Origin of the sequence: Arthrobacter sp. 35W (assembly GCF_000482545.1) — a bacterium.
Classification (GTDB): Bacteria; Actinomycetota; Actinomycetes; order Actinomycetales; family Micrococcaceae; genus Specibacter.
The window spans coordinates 2327080-2342668 of record NZ_KI519454.1 but is presented as its reverse complement, the minus strand read 5'-3'; the positions used below and the strand labels follow the sequence as shown (position 1 = coordinate 2342668).

Annotated in this window: 12 protein-coding genes and 3 tRNA genes; 7 read left to right on the top strand and 8 right to left on the bottom strand. The window is 65.1% G+C overall.

Annotation, left to right across the window (positions count from 1 at the left end; genetic code table 11):
* Positions 1-67 precede the first annotated feature (67 nt).
* The 6 genes from K254_RS0110420 to K254_RS0110395 form a co-directional block, all read right to left on the bottom strand.
* Complete coding sequence (locus K254_RS0110420; protein ID WP_231391809.1) at positions 68-1726, bottom strand: ABC transporter substrate-binding protein; 1659 nt, start codon at positions 1724-1726, stop codon at positions 68-70.
* 162 nt (positions 1727-1888) lie between these two features.
* Positions 1889-1970, bottom strand: a tRNA-Leu gene (locus K254_RS0110415).
* Between the two features lie 128 nt (positions 1971-2098).
* Positions 2099-2590: a thioredoxin-dependent thiol peroxidase gene (gene bcp, locus K254_RS0110410; protein ID WP_026555313.1), complete on the bottom strand. Its 492-nt coding sequence runs from the start codon at positions 2588-2590 to the stop codon at positions 2099-2101.
* Between the two features lie 75 nt (positions 2591-2665).
* Complete coding sequence (locus K254_RS0110405; RefSeq protein ID WP_026555312.1) at positions 2666-3451, bottom strand: copper homeostasis protein CutC; 786 nt, start codon at positions 3449-3451, stop codon at positions 2666-2668.
* A gap of 3 nt (positions 3452-3454) precedes the next feature.
* Positions 3455-4972, bottom strand: a complete 1518-nt coding sequence (locus K254_RS0110400) for a M81 family metallopeptidase (RefSeq protein WP_026555311.1) — start codon at positions 4970-4972, stop codon at positions 3455-3457.
* A gap of 28 nt (positions 4973-5000) precedes the next feature.
* Positions 5001-6203, bottom strand: coding sequence for an ROK family protein (locus K254_RS0110395; RefSeq protein WP_026555310.1), 1203 nt, complete (start codon positions 6201-6203; stop codon positions 5001-5003).
* Here K254_RS0110395 and K254_RS25670 point away from each other — a divergent pair.
* The 6 genes from K254_RS25670 (at position 6202) to K254_RS0110370 (ending at position 12949) form a co-directional block, all read left to right on the top strand.
* Complete coding sequence (locus tag K254_RS25670) at positions 6202-6486, top strand: hypothetical protein (RefSeq protein ID WP_155848497.1); 285 nt, start codon at positions 6202-6204, stop codon at positions 6484-6486. The two genes, K254_RS0110395 and K254_RS25670, sit on opposite strands and share 2 nt — an antisense overlap.
* 125 nt (positions 6487-6611) lie before the next feature.
* Positions 6612-8426 (top strand): peptide ABC transporter substrate-binding protein, encoded by a 1815-nt coding sequence (locus K254_RS0110390; RefSeq protein WP_026555309.1) that lies wholly within the window; start codon positions 6612-6614, stop codon positions 8424-8426.
* 59 nt (positions 8427-8485) lie between these two features.
* Complete coding sequence (locus K254_RS0110385; RefSeq protein WP_035749191.1) at positions 8486-9424, top strand: ABC transporter permease; 939 nt, start codon at positions 8486-8488, stop codon at positions 9422-9424.
* Positions 9421-10320: an ABC transporter permease gene (locus K254_RS0110380; RefSeq protein ID WP_231391808.1), complete on the top strand. Its 900-nt coding sequence runs from the start codon at positions 9421-9423 to the stop codon at positions 10318-10320. The genes K254_RS0110385 and K254_RS0110380 overlap by 4 nt, the downstream gene beginning before the upstream one ends.
* The gene (locus tag K254_RS0110375) at positions 10317-12011 is read left to right on the top strand and encodes a dipeptide ABC transporter ATP-binding protein (RefSeq protein WP_026555306.1); all 1695 of its coding nucleotides are present in this window, start codon (positions 10317-10319) and stop codon (positions 12009-12011) included. Before K254_RS0110380 ends, K254_RS0110375 begins: the two co-directional genes overlap by 4 nt.
* An 8-nt stretch (positions 12012-12019) precedes the next feature.
* Entirely contained in the window at positions 12020-12949 is a 930-nt protein-coding gene (locus K254_RS0110370) for an ROK family protein (RefSeq protein ID WP_231391807.1), read from the top strand.
* Positions 12950-13088: 139 nt separating this feature from the next.
* On the opposite strand, the gene K254_RS0110365 is transcribed toward K254_RS0110370, so the two are convergent.
* Together K254_RS0110365 and K254_RS0110360 are read right to left on the bottom strand one after the other, a co-directional pair.
* Positions 13089-13161 (bottom strand) — tRNA-Lys (locus K254_RS0110365).
* Between the two features lie 218 nt (positions 13162-13379).
* A tRNA-Lys gene (locus K254_RS0110360) sits at positions 13380-13452 on the bottom strand.
* A gap of 340 nt (positions 13453-13792) precedes the next feature.
* Between K254_RS0110360 and ilvD the strand changes: the two genes are divergently transcribed.
* Positions 13793-15532, top strand: coding sequence for a dihydroxy-acid dehydratase (gene ilvD / locus K254_RS0110355; protein ID WP_026555304.1), 1740 nt, complete (start codon positions 13793-13795; stop codon positions 15530-15532).
* The last annotated feature ends 57 nt before the right edge of the window (positions 15533-15589 follow it).

Genomic DNA, 15589 nt, shown 5'->3' with positions numbered 1-15589 from the left:
CGCTAGAAGAGTATCGCTTCACAGAGGTGTTCCCTAAATCAAGCGACGTCCATCACTCGGCATCCGCTCAGTGCCCGCTGAGCTTGACCTTGTTGAAGACTTCGTTCAGCACAGGGCTCACCGGGTAGCTCTCCACCCGGGAGGAGAGGGCGACGGCGGAGATCGGGAAGGCGATGGGAATGGCCGGCACCGTCTTGGCGATCTGTTCGCTGATGGACTGGTAGGCCTCGTTGCGCTCCGTGCCCACGGGCAGGGAGCGGGCGCGCAGGATCTTGCTGACCAGCTGGGGGTCGTTGAGCCCCAACTCGGCGTTGGGTGCGCCGAAGAGCGTGCCCACAAAGTTGTCCGGATCGGCGTAGAGGCCGTTCCAGCCCATCAGATGCAGGGCGTGGTCGCCGGGGCTGGTGACCTTGCCCACGTAGTCATCGGCCCAATCCACCGGCACCGGCACAATGTTGAAGCCGACGGCGGTGAGCTCGCGGGCGATCTCCGCGTAGACCTTTTCCGGCGTGGGCAGATAGGCGCGTGTGGCGTTGGTGGGGTAGTAGAACTTCAGCGGCTCCCCCTTGTAGCTGGAGGCCGCCAGTGCCTTCTTGGCCTTTTCCACGTCGAAGGGCTGGCCCGTGACCGACTTGTTGAAGCCGCTCAGCTTCGGCGGGATGAACTGCGCCGTGGGGCTGGTGCCGTCGATGAAGAAATCGCGGATCAGCGTTTCCTTGTCGATCGCCATGGCCAGGGCGGTGCGGACCTTTTCATCCGCCAGCAGCGGGTTGGCCTGGTTGATCCCCAGGTACACGACGGAGAAGGGGTCGCGCTGCAGGATCTGGGTGCCGTTGCGGACCAAGGCATCGAAGTTGCCCGGCGTCACCGGATCGAATCCGTCGATCAAGCCGTCCTTGAGCGCCTGCAGCCGGGTCTCGGGCTGGTCGTAGGTGATGAAGTTCAGCACGGAGATCTGGCCCTTGTCGCCCCAGTAGGTGGGGTTGGCGTTCAGCGTGACACGGCCATCCTTCCAGGATCCGAAGGAGAACGGCCCGGTGCCCACGGGATGCAGGCCGAAGGCCGAGACCTTGTGGCCTGCCACCGAGGCCGAGAGGTTGTTGGCATCCCCGGCGGCCAGGGCGGCGGGGGAGGAGATGGCGAAGGCCGGCTGCGTCATCGCCTGGAGGAAACCGGTCAGGCGTGTGCCCAGCTCGATGCGCACATGGGAGGCATCCACAGCGGTGCAGGATTTGTAGCTGGAGTTTGCGGCGTCACCGGAGAAGGCGCCAAAGATCTGCTTGAACGTCACAGAGGCGGCATCGCCGCGGGTGGCGGCCGGCAGCGAGTACCAGCGGGTGAAGTTGGCGCACACTGCCGCCGCATCGAAGACGGTGCCGTCCTGGAACTGCACGCCGTCGCGCAGTGTGAACGCGTAGGCCAGCCCGTCCTCCTCCTCGTCCCAGCTGGTGGCTAGGCTGGGGGCCGGATCGCCCGTGGTGGGATCCACCGTCACCAGACCCTCCAGGATCTGCCGGGTGACGCGGTAGGACTCGGAGTCCTTGACGAGTGCAGGGTCCAGTCCGGCCGGTTCGGCACCGGTGCCGAAGCTGAATACAGCCGGTTCGGCCGAGGCGCTGGTTCCCGGCGTTGGCGCCGGCGTGGGGGTGGGTGTGCATGCGGCCAACGCCACCAGCAGGAGCGCGCCAAAGCCCGCTACCAGCCCTCTACCGGCCTTTGAACCCACTGCAGACACCACTCCCTGACGACCTTGCCTTGCGGCGTGCCCGTCGATATAGACGCAAATTGCCGGAACCGCCCATTCTAATGGTGGCCCATGACGGTCCGCTGGACGGCGGCTGTGAACCACCTTAACGAAAAATGCCCCTGTTTCCAGGGGCATTTCTTGTGCGCGAGGCGGGACTTGAACCCGCACATCCGAAGATACAGGAACCTAAATCCTGCGTGTCTGCCAATTTCACCACTCGCGCGTGGGCCGTGCACCATTGCAGGGCGGCCGCTGTTGGACCTCAACCATCCTACCCGCCGCCCGCACCGGGCCCGAATCCATTTCTGGATCCCATCCGGGCCGGCGGTGCGTGGCGGCGGCGGCCGGCCGCTAGGCGGCGGCGGTGGTCTTTTCGGCCAGCTTGAGATCGCGCAGCAGCTTGGCCACATGGCCCTTGGCGCGGATGTTGTACTGGGCCACGGCCACCGTGCCATCCCTGTCGACGACGATGGTTGAACGGATCAGCCCGGTGTAGGTCTTGCCGTAGTTCTTCTTCTCGCCCCAGACGCCGTAGGCCTCGGCGACGGCGTGGTCCTCGTCGGCGAGCAGCGGGAACGTCAGCTCCTCCTTGTCGGAGAACTTGGCCAGCTTCGCCACCGGATCGGGGGAGATGCCCAGGACGTCGTAGCCGGCGCTCTGCAGGATGGCCAGGTTGTCGCGGAAGTCGCAGGCCTGTGCGGCGCAGGCCGGGGTCGAGGCGGCGGGGTAGAAGTACACCACCACCTTCCGGCCGGCGTAGTCGGCAAGCGTGTGCAGCTTGCCCGTGGCGTCGGAGAGGGTGAATGCGGGGGCGGTGTCGCCGGCGGCCAGTCGCGTGGTCATGGGGCTCCTGAAAATGGATCTCTGTGGCACCAAGAATCCAAGACTCCGATGCGGGTTTCTCCCTCCAGTTTAGGGTTAGACGACGGCGCCGAGGGACCGGCGGGCGGTGTGGACGGCGGCTGCGGCCTCGGCTGCCAACCGGGCATCCGTTCCGAAATGTCCACCGCCGTCGGCCGATCCTAGGGGCAGCACGGCTCGGTGCGCCGGAGCCATGACGGCCTTCGCCGACAGATGCACAGCGTCAACCCCCACGCTGGCTGCCAACAGGTCGATGTCCTCGACGCGGACGCCGCCGCCGGCCATGATCTCAAGCCGGCCGTCGGCCAGTGCCACCATGTGCCGCAAGACGGCTGAACCTTCGTGGGCGGTGGCCGCCTGGCCCGATGTCAGGACCCGGTGTACACCGAGCCCAATCAGGTCGGAGATGGCGGCGTCCACGTCGCGGGCCTGGTCGATGGCACGGTGGAAGGTTATGCACAGCCCCGGGTCCACTTCCCACGCGGCGGCCATCAAGCGGGTGGTGGCGGCCGTGTTGATGGCGCCGCTGGCATCCAGCGCCCCGATGACCACGCCGGCCACACCCTGGGCGGCAATGGACCGCAACTCAAGCGTGTAGGTCCGCAGCTCTTCGTCCGAGTAGCAGAAGCCGCCGGCCCGCGGCCGGACCAGCACATGTACGGGCAGTGTTCCGCCCGTGGACTCTGCGGCGGCCGCAATGAGCCCCTGGGACGGTGTCACGCCGCCGAGTTCGAGGGCGGTACACAGCTCCACCCGGTCGGCTCCAACGCGCTGGGCCGTGTGTGCGCCGGCGGCACTGGTGACGGCAATCTCCAGAGCCAGCCGTGGTGTGGATGTCTCCATGGATCACGCCTCCACGGATGCGACGGCGTTGGCCGCGGGCACCAGGCGAGCGTGGAGATCGGGGGTGGCCATGGCGGGGTTGAACGGGTACATCGGCCGGGTGATGCGGTGGTGGCCCAGTCTGGGCAGGTCCTGGTCCACGCCGCCGGGGGTGAGCGCAAGCATCCAGTCCGAGGACATCTCAAAGAGCTCCGGTTCGAGGTAGCCGATCTTGACGATGACGACGTCGGTTCCGCGCGGATCCAGTCCGTTCCGGGTGAAGTCGACCTCCAGGTGGTAGGGCTTGCGGACCTCTGTCAGCAGCACGGCGAGGCCGCCGGCACGCACCACTACCTCGCGAAGCGCGTCGGGGTCCCCCTCGTGGAGGTGCTCCACCCTGCCACGAAGCCGCACCGGCCCCGACGGTCCGGCGTCGACAATGGCACCGACCAGCAGATCCACGTCCGCGCCCACACCCGCCTGCCAGCAGGCCTCGACGGCCGCCGGGTCAGGGATGGAGGCGTAGATGCCAGTGGTTTCCCCCGACGCAAATTCTTCGCGCTTGAGGAGTTCGGCCAGGGACCAGGTGACGTCGCCGGCGCCGCCGGCTGTGGGGTTGTCGCCGGAATCGGAAATGAAGTACGGGCGCGCAGCACTGGCCATGGCGCTGTCCAGACACTCCTCCAAGGTCCCGGTGGGTGCCACGAAGCTGAACTCATGGCGCCGCTCCCAGAACGCAGAGGCAATCCTCTCGGCACCGGCCACGATGGTGGCCTCATCGTCGCCGGTCACCATGACGACGGCCATGTTGCGAGGCTCATCGGCCCAGGCATAGCCAATCCAGATGGCAGCGTCCAACACGCCGTCCTGGGCCTCAACCTCCGGCACCATGGCGTACAGGCTCTTGGCCGGCTCGATGCGCGTGCTGGTCTTCTCTCCGGGCAGCAGCACGGGGATGGGGATCCACGCCTTGAGCGGCCGGGGCCGCCCGGGCATGGCGAGACGCTGGAGCAGATTCCGCACCGCCCGTTCCTTGGTGTCCAGGGCGTCCTCGTGGGGTGCCATCCGGTAGCAGGTCAACAGGTCCAAGGCCTCGGCCAGCCGCCAGGAGACATTGCCGTGCAGGTCCATCCCGGTGCTGATGATGACGTCCGGTCCCACCACCTCGCGGACGGCCACGGCCAGATCCCCCTCGGCGTCGTCCATGCCCAGCACGCTCATGGCTCCGTGCAGATCCAAAATCATGCCGTCCAAGGGGCCGGCCGCGGCGAGCCCGGCCAGGATCTCCGCCTTCAGGGCCAGATAGTCATCCAGTGGGACAGGCCCGCCGGGGACGCCACGGCCCTGCAGCACTGGGAACCATGTGGCGGCACCGCGCAATTCGGTGCCGGGGCGCAGGAACTCATATCTGTCCAGCACATCGGTTCCGCGGCGTGGGTGCAGGTCTGCTGCCGTGGTGATGGCAGGGGAATAGGTGCTTGCCTCAAGGCTGAGCCCAGCCATGGCGATGCGGGGCAGGGGAGCGGGGACGGTCTCGTTCATGGTTCCTCCGGGACGTGGAATGGACATGCTAGGACATCTGGGTGTGCGGGTTTTCGAAGGCCTGCTGGAGGGCCAGCCTGCCGGTGCCAACCAGGCCGGCATCCTCGCCCAGCGAGGAGGCGGCTATGGTGAGCTCCTTGGTGACCAGCGGATGGCAGCCTTCATAGAGCTGGCTGCGGAAGGCGGCCACGAAGGGCTCCAAGGTGGAAAGCACGCCGTTTAGAAGCACGGCGGTGGGATTGAAGAAGTTCACGATGGCTGAGACGACGCCGCCCAGGTGCCGGCCGGCGTCGCGTACGAGCCCCGTGGCATCGGGATCGGCGTCCTCCACCAGCCGGATGACATCGGCAGTGGTCGAGACGTCGAGCCCGCGGGCCCGCAACAGCGACACCACGGCGGCACCTGAGGCGATGGTCTCCAAGCATCCGCGGTTGCCGCAGGAACACAGCGCATCGCCCGCGGCAGGAGTGCGCACATGGGTGATGTCGCCGGCGGCCCCGGTGGCACCGTGGTAGACCTTGCCGTCGATGATGAACCCGGCTCCGATGGCCGTTCCAGCCTTGATGACAATCATCTGGCCCGACCGCGGGGACCGTTCCGAATATTCGCCCAACGCCATGGCATTGGCGTCGTTTTCGACGGCAACACCTGTGCCAAAGCGCGCCGCCAGGGTCGCGCCCACGGGGTATCGGTGCCAACCGGGCATGCGGGAGGGGGAATCGACACAACCGGCAGCCACATCGACCGGGCCGGGGAGGGCTACGCCGATTCCCAGCAGGCGCCGGCCGGGGCGTTCGGCCATCAGGGAATCGAAGGCCGCCCCGAGGACCCGGAGGCCTTCGTCGGGGCCGGTGGTGACATCGAAATCGATGCTCCGTGATTCCTGCAGGCTCCCGTCCAGGCCCATGACGCCGATCTTGGCATGGCGGCCGCCCATGTCGGCGCAGAGCACGTAGCTGGACTCCCCGCTCACGGCCAGGATCCGCGGGCGGCGTCCTCCAGTGGAGGGCCCCTGCCCGGATTCGGTGATCCAGCCCTTCGTCACCAATGTCTGGACCACCAGCGAGATGGACGACGGCGCCATGGCCAGAGCCTCGCCCAGCTCGCTGCGTGAGCGTACGCGGCCGGCAGCGATCAGCGCCAGTGCCTCGCTGTGGACATCCCGGCCGCGCCGCGGCGCCGCAGCGCCCTCCTTTGACGCGTTAGACGCGAGAATACTTTTTTCATTCATGAAAGAAGTTTCCTTACTTAATTCGACCCTCTCGAAATACTTTGTGGCAAGTCTAGCCACACGATTCCGCGCAGGGCATGTCACGGCCAAGAAATCTGGCTTCCGGCCGGTACGCAACGCCGGTGCCGAGAATGACGGGAAGGCGGAATATTCCGCTAGTTTCCAGTGGATTGGAGCGATTCCTGGATCTGTCGGCCGCTCACTGGAATTGCGTGGACGTAATGATTTGGGCGGTATTACTTTTGCCAAGAATGCAAAAAGATCTTATTTCAGAAACAATTGACTTATTTCGAAACATGCGTGTTTACTGATTTCAGGTGGTCCACGTCACAGGGACTGCGAAGCACATAGTGCAGGGCCGGTTGATCTGCTGAGCCCCCAAAAAACACCGTCTGAAAGAAGTCACATATGTTTTCTTCTCTGTCGACCGGCGCCCGCCGCCGTCTTGGATTGGCCGCAGGCGCCGGCGTCGTCGCCACGGCCGCCCTCCTCAGTGGCTGCGGGGCAGGTTCTTCCGCGGGACCCTCCGCATCGGCCAAAGATTCCGTCAGCTACGCGTGGCCGGTGTCGCAGACGCCCAACTGGATCCTTCCCCTGGGCACCAAGGGCCACACGTCCACCATCAACGCCTCCATCATCAATGCCTTGTGGACGCCGATGTTTGTCTACAACACCTCCGGCGGTTCCATGGGTCTGGACAAGCAGGCGAGCATGGCCAAGGACGCCACCTTCTCTGCCGACGGCAAGACCGTCACCGTCACCATGAACAAGACCAGCTGGAGCGATGGCACGCCCGTCACCAGCCGTGATGTCGAGTTTTGGTACAACCTGGTGAAGAACAACAAGGACCAGTGGGCCAACACGGCCGCCGGCAAGATGCCGGACTCCATCACGGCTTTCAAAGCGGTGGACGACTCGACTTTCAGCATGACCTTTGATGCTGCCTACAACCACGAATGGTTGACCTCCACGCAGCTGGCGCTGATCAGGGTGATGCCCGCCCACGCCTGGAACAAGACGAGCGATGATGGCGCCGTTTCGGATCTGGACCGCACGCCCGAGGGCGCCAAGGCGGTGTTCGCCTACTTGGTGAAGGCCGCCGAGGACATGGGCAGCTACTCCACCAACCCGCTGTGGAAGACCACCAACGGTCCCTATCAGTTGGCCTCCTTCGATGCCTCCGGCAAGGTGGTATTGGCCAAGAGCGACAAGTACAACGGCGCCGACCCCGCCTCCATCAAGACTGTGAACCTCCTGCCGTTCACCAGTGCCAGTGCCGAAGAAAACGCCCTGCGCAGCAAGACCCTGGACTATGGATACATCTCGGCAGCGTCGATGCCGCAGAAGTCCCAGTTCGAGGGCAAGGGCTACACGGTGACGCCCAAGCCGGGCTGGTCAGTGACCTACATGCCGTACAACTTCAACAATCCCACCATGGGCAAGGTCTTCTCCCAGCTGTACGCCCGCCAGGCGATCCAAAAGTCGATCGACCAGGAGAGCATCTCCAAGGTGGTCTGGAACGACACCGCGCAGCCGGGATATGGTCCAGTGCCCCAGGGCAACGACTCCGAGTACCTGTCCAAGGACCAAAAGGACAACCCCTACCCGTTCAGCACCGCCGATGCGCAGAAGCTGCTGACCAGCCATGGTTGGACCATCGGGTCCGATGGCATCGCCTCCTGCACCAGCCCCGGAACCGGTGCCACCGATTGCGGTGATGGCATCGCGAAGGACACCAAATTTGAGATGACGGTGCTCTCGCAGAGCGGTTCCACCGAGACGGACAACATGATGAATGAGATCCGTTCGTCGCTGTCCAAGACGGGCATCTCCTTCAAAGTCCAGCCGGCACCGGTGAACTCCGTGCTGGCGCAGTCCCAGGCCTGCCAGAGCACGGATGAGGCCTGCAAGTGGCAGTTGTCCTTCTTCGGCACCTCCGGCAGCTGGTACTTCTCCGCCTATCCGACGGGCGAGAAGATCTTCGGCTCCACGGGCAAAGCGAACTTTGGCCAGTATTCCAATGCGGAGGTCGACAAGCTCACCGATGCCGCTGTGAAGTCCGATGACACCTCGGCAATGCAGAACTACTCCAGCCTGCTTGCCAAGGACCTCCCCGTCGTGTGGATGCCCAACCCTGTCTACCAGGTGGCTGTTACGGCCACAGGACTCAAGGGCACCGGTCCGGACGTTGACCTGATCTACCCGCAGCGGTGGACCTGGTAGCCCGGCAACCGTAATCAACTACAAGCACTGATGGGACCGTTGTGGAAATCTTAAGGTTCATGGTGAAACGCGCGGGGCAGGCCGTCATCGTTGTCTTCATTGTCACGATCATCGTCTTCTTGCTGCTGCATTCACTGCCCGGCGGGCCGGCCCGCGGGGTGCTGGGCATCCAGGCAACACCGGAACAGCTGGAGCTGTTCAACAAGGAACAGGGGCTGGACCGCCCACTCGTCATCCAGTACCTGGACTATCTGGGCCGGCTGCTGCAGGGCAACCTGGGGGAGTCGTTCGTCCTGAACGCCTCCGTGTCCGACCTCTTGAGCCAACGGGTGCCCAAGACGCTTGTCCTCTCAGTGCTGTCCGCCGTCGTCGCGCTGTCCATTGCCATCCCCGTGGGATTGTGGCAGGCAGCGCGGCGCAACCGGCCGGCCGACTATGCCCTCACGGCGCTGTCGTTCGTGGCCTATGCCACGCCCGTCTTCTTCCTGGGCCTGGTAATGATCATTGTCTTCACCCAATGGTTTCCCTGGCTGCCGTCCCAGGCGCCCCAGGCCGATACCGTGTGGGGGATCTTCGCCGAACCCGCTGCGCTGGTTCTGCCGGTTGTGACAGGTGCGCTGGGCATGATCGCCGTGTTCAGCCGCTATATGCGCTCGTCCACGCTGGACAACCTCTCGGAGGACTACGTCCGTACGGCGCTGGCCAAGGGCACCTCTCGGAAGGTGGTGTTGCGCCGGCATGTTTTCCGCAACTCGCTGACCTCGGTGGTGACCATGTTGGGCTACTACATCCCCGTGCTCTTTGGCGGTGCGCTGGTGGTCGAACAGTTGTTCAACTACCCGGGCATGGGGCTGTTGTTCTGGAACGCCGCACAGACTCCGGATTTCCCGGTGCTGCTGGGCTGCGTCCTCATCATCTCGATTGCCACAGTCATCGGTTCCCTGTTGGCCGATCTGACCCAGGTCCTCATTGATCCACGTGTAAGGGAGTCCCAGTGAGCCACACAGCGCTCCAGCCCACGGCAACCATCGAGAATGATCTGCCGGCCCCGGTCAGCAACCGGGCACTCATGATCCGACGTCTGCTGCGCAACAAGCTGGCAGTGGCAGGCATCGCCGTGGTGCTCTTTGCCTTCGTCTTTTCCTTTCTCGGGCCGCTGCTGTACCCCACCGACCAGATGCACGTGGATCTTGGCTCCGCCGGTCTGGCACCGGGGGACGGCCACCCGCTGGGCACCGACGCCGTCGGCTTTGACCAACTCGGCCGGATGATGGTGGGCGGCCAGGTGTCGCTGGTCATCGGTCTGGCGGCCGGAATCCTTGCTACCATGATCGGCTCCGTCTGGGGTTCCGTGGCCGGCTATGCCGGCGGCTGGATCGACGCGGTCATGATGCGCATCGTGGACAGCGGAATTGCCATCCCGGCGCTGTTCATCCTGCTGGTCATTTCCGCCATCACCTCGCCCAACAGCCTGACCATGATTGTGGTCATCGCGGCACTGTCCTGGCTGGTGCCGTCCAGGCTGGTCCGCGCCGAAACGCTTTCGCTCAAGCAGCGCGACTATGTGCTGACCCTGCGCGGCATCGGCGGATCGCACTGGCGCGTGGTCGGCCGGCACATTGTCCCCAATACCGTGAGCACGCTTGTCGTCAATGCCACGTTCCAGGTGGCCGATGCGATCCTGCTCGTGGCCTATGTCAGCTACCTCGGCATGGGTGTCCAGGCTCCCTCCACCGACTGGGGCGGCATGCTCAGCGCGGGTCTGAACGCTGCCTACAGCGGTCAATGGTGGCTGATTCTGCCGCCGGGCATTGCCATTATTCTCGTCGTCTGCGCCTTCAACGCCATTGGCGATGGACTGCGGGACATGTTTGATGTGAAAGGCCAGCAATGAGTAAAACAGTAGAGGGCTCCGTCCCCGCACTCTCCGTCCACGACCTTGAAGTGGTCTTCTCCACGGAGACCGGCCCCGTGTCCGCCGTCCGCGGAGTGTCCTTGGTCGTCCATCCGGGCGAGGTGCTGGCCCTGGTGGGTGAATCGGGCTCCGGCAAGAGCACCGTGGCGCTGTCCGTCATGGGGCTGCTGCCCGGCAATGCCACGACGAGCGGGATCATCAAGGTTGCCGGCGGCACCATCGCCGTGGCTGACGAGGCCGCCATGTGCGATGCCCGTGGGCGCGTCATGGGCATGGTCTTCCAGGAACCCTCCACGGCCTTGAACCCCTTGCTGACCATTGGTCTGCAGATTGCCGAGGTGGTGCGCAACCACGACAAAAGCGCCACCCGTGCCACCGCGCGCCAGAAGGCCATCGATCTGCTCACCGCCGTCGGAATTCCGCGTCCGGAGGAGCGGGTGGACCACTATCCATCCCAGCTCTCCGGCGGCCAGCGCCAGCGCGTGGTCATAGCCATCGCCATTGCCAACCGCCCGCAGCTGCTCATTGCCGATGAGCCCACCACGGCGCTGGATGTCACGGTCCAGGCCAACATCCTTGATCTGCTGCGCACGCTGGCCAAGGAAATGAATACTGCCGTACTGCTGGTCACCCACAACATGGGAGTGGTTGCGGACTTTGCCGAGCGGGTTGCGGTGATGTTCCGCGGCGAATTGGTGGAGATCGGCGCTGTGGAGGACGTTCTGCTGCGGCCCCAGCACCCCTACACCCAGCGTCTGCTGGATGCCGTGCCGCGGCTGGCGATTGCCGGGAGCAGAAGGGAACCCCAGGATCCGCCGTCGCATCTAGCGGTGCCTGTGCTTGAACTGGACAATGTGGACGTGGTCTACGGTTCCGGCCGCCGTTCCTTCAAGGCGCTCGACGGCGTGACTCTCTCCCTTGCCCACGGGGAAACCCTGGGGCTGGTGGGCGAGTCCGGCTCCGGCAAATCAACGGCCGGACGAACGGCCATCGGGCTGCTCAAACCAACCGCCGGCGCAGTGAGGCTCTTCGGCAAGGATCTGGGCACGGTGCGGGGGCGGGAGCGCAAGGCCCTGCTGTCGCAGTTGGGCATCGTCCTTCAGGACCCGGTGGCGTCCCTGGATCCACGCATGAGTGTTGCCGACTGCATTGCCGAGCCCATGCTGGTGCACCTGAAGTCCTCAGCCGCCGAACGGCGCAAAAGGGTGGGGGAGCTGCTCGATGCCGTCCACCTGCCTGCAGCCGTCATTGGCCGCTACCCGCACGAACTTTCCGGCGGCCAGCGCCAACGCGTCAGCATTGCCCGGGCGTTGATCCTTGAGCCCCGGCTGCTCATCGCCGACGAGGCGACCAGTGCGCTGGACGTCTCAGTCCAGGCCAGCGTGCTCTCGGTGCTGAAGGAATTGCAGGACCGCCTTGGCTTTGCCTGCCTGTTCATCAGCCACGATCTGGCGGTCGTGCAGGAGATGGCGGCCCGGGTGGCCGTCATGCGCTCGGGCCGGGTGGTCGAATCCGGGCCGACGGAAACCACCCTTATCGCCCCGCGCGACGAGTACACCAGGGATCTGCTCGCGGCCGTCCCCGTACCCGACCCCATCGTCCAGCGCCGGCGGCGTGAGGAACGTCTAGCTGGCATGAATCAAGACAGGAGCCTGGTCGGAGCACCGTGAAGGATCTGGTGATTGGAATAGATATCGGGGGAACCAAAACCCGGGCCGTGCTGTGTGATGCGCGGCTGAACGTCCTGGGGCGGACCACTAGGCCCACTCCCGCCCGGGCCGGCAACGGCGCCATGGTGGATACGGCCGCGGATCTGGCACGCGAGCTCATGGCCGGGGCCGACGGCGCCCTGCGCGGGGTGGGCGTCGGCGCGGCAGGGGTGGTTGACCACCGGGAGGGGACCATCCTGGTGGCCAGCGATTCCTTTGTGGATTGGGCGGGCACCCCGGTGGGACGCATCCTGGGGCACAATCTGGGGGTTCCGGTCTCGGTGGAGAACGATGTCAATGCCTTTCTGGCCGGCGAGGTGGCCGCAGGTGCGGCGCGCGGGCGGCCGAATGTCCTGGGCATCACCCTCGGCACTGGAGTCGGCGGGGCGGTTCATCTGGACGGCAGGCTGGTCCGCGGCGCCCACGGTGCAGCGGGGGAGATCGGCCACGTGCCCGGATTCGGCGATGCACTGTGCACATGCGGACGGCGCGGACATCTGGAGACACTGGCGTCCGGGCGGTCCATCGCCACGCGCTACAGGGAACGCACCGGGAGCGTCGCGGACGCGGCCCAGATAGCCCAGGCGGCGAGGACAGGGGACGCGGATGCGCTGGCGGTCTTCGCCGACGCGGGCATGGCGGTGGGGCGCGCCATCATCATGGTGAGTGGGATGGCGGACCCGGACGCTGTTGTCATCGGGGGCGGCGTGGCACAGGCGTGGGACGTGCTTGAACCGTCCATCACCAGGGCCCTGGTGGAAGAGCCTCCAGTGGGCGGCCACCCGATCTCCATTGCCAGATCGGGGCTGGACAGCGATGCCGTTGCCATCGGGGCATGTGCCAATGCCCTTCAGCTGAGTGGAGTCCTCCAGCCGGTGGACGCGCTTCAACTGCACTAGGGCGGCCGACTGGGTGTGGTGGATTTCCTTGGGGGATCCACCACACCTGAGCCGGTGAAGAAGATGCCGGCGAAGTTCACGACAAAAAGAAAACCGTCCAACCCGGCCGAGGCCTTGGTTGAACGGTTTTTCTTTGCAGTGCACCCCCCGGGACTTGAACCCGGAACCCATTGATTAAGAGTCAATTGCTCTGCCAATTGAGCTAGGAGTGCTTGGCGCATCTAAAACTATACACGATGTTTCGGGGCTCAAAGTCTATGCCTGCCCCGTTGGGGTGTTGGCTGCGTCACGTGCCGGCGAAATCCGGATGTCGGGCACCGTCCTTTCCGTCCAGTGTCGGGACGGGGCGGGGGTAAGTACAGCGGAAAAGGGCAAAAAGAAAACCGCCCCATTCAAGCGTGAACTCGAATGGGGCGGCTTTCATTTGCAGTGCACCCCCCGGGACTTGAACCCGGAACCCATTGATTAAGAGTCAATTGCTCTGCCAATTGAGCTAGGAGTGCTTGGCATGTTTTGAGGATTTCTTCCCGGGTTGTTTCCCCGTTCCGTACCTCGCAACGACATGAAACTATACATGGATTTTGCGGACATGTGAAATCGGCTTCGGATCGACTCCTCGAGGCCGTCCCGGAGGTCGCTCCGAAGCCGCCTCCGGGGCGGTGCCGCGACCCCTTCCCGGTGGCCGGTTTGGACGGCCGCGCAGTGGTCATTGGCGGGCCGCGGTGGCAAATTCAATCGTCATGCAGGCGCGCACCTGCGTAATAGAGGGCGATTCCGTCCCCATACACAACCAATCGCCCAAGAGGTTGACCCCGTCTCCAGCGCCGGTCTTAGACTCATCCCATGAGTGGACAGACGAGTTCAAATACGCCCAAGGTGTTCACCGCCGACGGCAAGCCAGATATCAAGCCGCGCAGCCGCGTGGTCACGGACGGCATTCATGCCGCCCCTTCGCGCGGCATGTTCCGCGCCGTTGGCATGGGCGACGACGACTTCGCCAAGCCGCAGATCGGTGTGGCGAGCTCGTGGAACGAGATCACCCCCTGCAACCTTTCGCTCAACCGCCTGGCCCAGGGTGCCAAGGAAGGCGTCCACGCCGGCGGTGGCTTCCCGATGCAGTTCGGCACCATCTCCGTCTCCGACGGCATTTCCATGGGGCATGAGGGCATGCACTTCTCCCTCGTCTCCCGCGAAGTCATTGCCGACTCCGTGGAGACTGTCATGATGGCCGAACGCATCGACGGTTCCGTACTGCTGGCCGGCTGCGACAAGTCGCTGCCGGGCATGCTGATGGCCGCGGCCCGACTGGATCTGGCCAGCGTGTTCCTCTACGCCGGCTCGATCATGCCGGGCTGGGTCAAACTGGAGGATGGCTCCGAGAAGGAAGTCACCCTGATCGACGCCTTCGAAGCCGTGGGCGCCTGCGCCGCCGGCAAGATGAGCTTGGGAGACCTGGAGCGCATCGAAAAGGCCATCTGTCCCGGCGAGGGTGCCTGCGGCGGCATGTACACCGCCAACACCATGGCGTGCATCGGCGAGGCATTGGGCATGTCCCTGCCCGGCTCCGCCGCTCCGCCCAGCGCGGACCGCCGCCGCGACGATTTCGCCCGCAGGTCCGGCGAGGCCGTCGTCAACCTGCTCCGTCTGGGCATCACCGCCCGCGACATTATGACCAAGAAGGCGTTTGAGAACGCCATCGCCGTCACCATGGCTTTCGGTGGTTCCACCAACGCCGTGCTGCACCTTTTGGCCATCGCCCGCGAGGCCAACGTGGACCTGACTCTGGCGGACTTCAACCGCATCGGCGACAAGATCCCGCATCTGGGGGACCTGAAGCCCTTCGGCCGCTACGTCATGACCGATGTCGACAAGATCGGCGGCGTGCCGGTCATCATGAAGGCCCTGCTCGACGCCGGCCTGCTGCACGGCGACTGCCTCACCGTCACCGGCAAGACCGTGGCGGAGAACCTGGCCATCATCAATCCGCCGGACGTCGACGGCAAGATCCTGCGTGCCATGGACAACCCGATCCACAAGACCGGTGGCATCACCATCCTGCACGGCACCATGGCTCCGGAAGGCGCCGTCGTGAAGTCGGCCGGCTTCGACGCCGATGTCTTCGAGGGCACCGCCCGCGTCTTCGAGCGCGAGCAGGGTGCGCTTGAGGCCCTGGACAACGGCCTGATCAAGGCCGGCGACGTCGTCGTCATCCGCTACGAGGGCCCCAAGGGCGGGCCGGGCATGCGCGAGATGCTCGCCATCACGGGCGCCATCAAGGGTGCCGGCCTGGGCAAGGATGTTCTGCTGCTGACCGACGGCCGCTTCTCCGGCGGCACCACGGGCCTGTGCATTGGACATGTGGCACCGGAGGCCGTCGACGGCGGACCGATCGCCTTCGTGAAGGACGGCGACAAGATCCGCGTCGACATCGCCGCCCGCTCCTTCGACCTTCTGGTCGATGAGGCCGAGCTCGAGGAGCGCAAGATCGGCTGGAAGCCGCTGCCGGCGAAGTTCACCACCGGTGTTCTGGCCAAGTACGCCAAGCTGGTCAACAGCGCGTCCACGGGCGCCTACTGCGGCTAGCCGCACCAACGCTGGTCGAGCCTGTCGAGACCCCTTGGGGTCCGGCGGGCTCGACTG